General features: G+C 70.8%; 1 protein-coding gene. It reads right to left on the bottom strand.

Annotated features, from left to right (window positions below; all coding sequences use genetic code 11):
• The coding region (locus tag ACYVDE_RS25510) for a hypothetical protein (protein ID WP_460504307.1) at positions 1–619 on the bottom strand (619 nt) is incomplete at both ends.

Here is a 619-nt window from a genome sequence, read left to right as displayed (position 1 = left end):
CCGGGCGGCCATCGTCCAGGTGCCGGCGGCGCTCAGGCGCACCACAAACACGTCGTTCGAGCCCGCGCTCACCATGCTGGGCTGCTCCTGGTTGCGGAAGGTCATCGTGCCGTTGAAATCCCCCGTGAGCACCACGCTGCCGGTGGCGGCATCCAGGGCCATGCCCCCCACGTGGCAGTAGTTGCTGTTGGTGCCGGGGGTGGCCCCCTGCACGGCCTGCGTCCACTGCCCGGCGGGGTTCAGCCGGGCCACGAAGAAGTCGCGGCTGCTGCCGGTACTCAGCACGGGGTTGGTGCCCAGGGTGAGCGTCTGGCCAAAGCCGCCGGCCAGCACGGCCGCGCCGGTGGCATCCAGGGCCACGCCCTTCACCTCGACCCAGTTGCCCACCAGGGGCACGGCCTGCGTCCAGGTGCCGGCCACATTCAGGCGTGCCACGTAGGAGCCGATGTAACCGGTATTGCTGAAGGTGGTGGTGCCAAAGGTGGTGGTGGCAGCGGGGCTGGCGCCGTAGTTGGTGAAGGTGCCCACCACGGTCACATTGCCCGCGGCATCCACGGCCAGGCCGGCCACGGCATCAATGTCGGCCCCGCCGGCGCGCACGGCCTGCGTCCACTGCCCG

The sequence above is a fragment of the Hymenobacter agri genome (assembly GCF_054778495.1).
The sequence above is the reverse complement of the archived record's forward strand: the minus strand, read 5'-3'. Positions and strand labels throughout refer to the sequence as shown.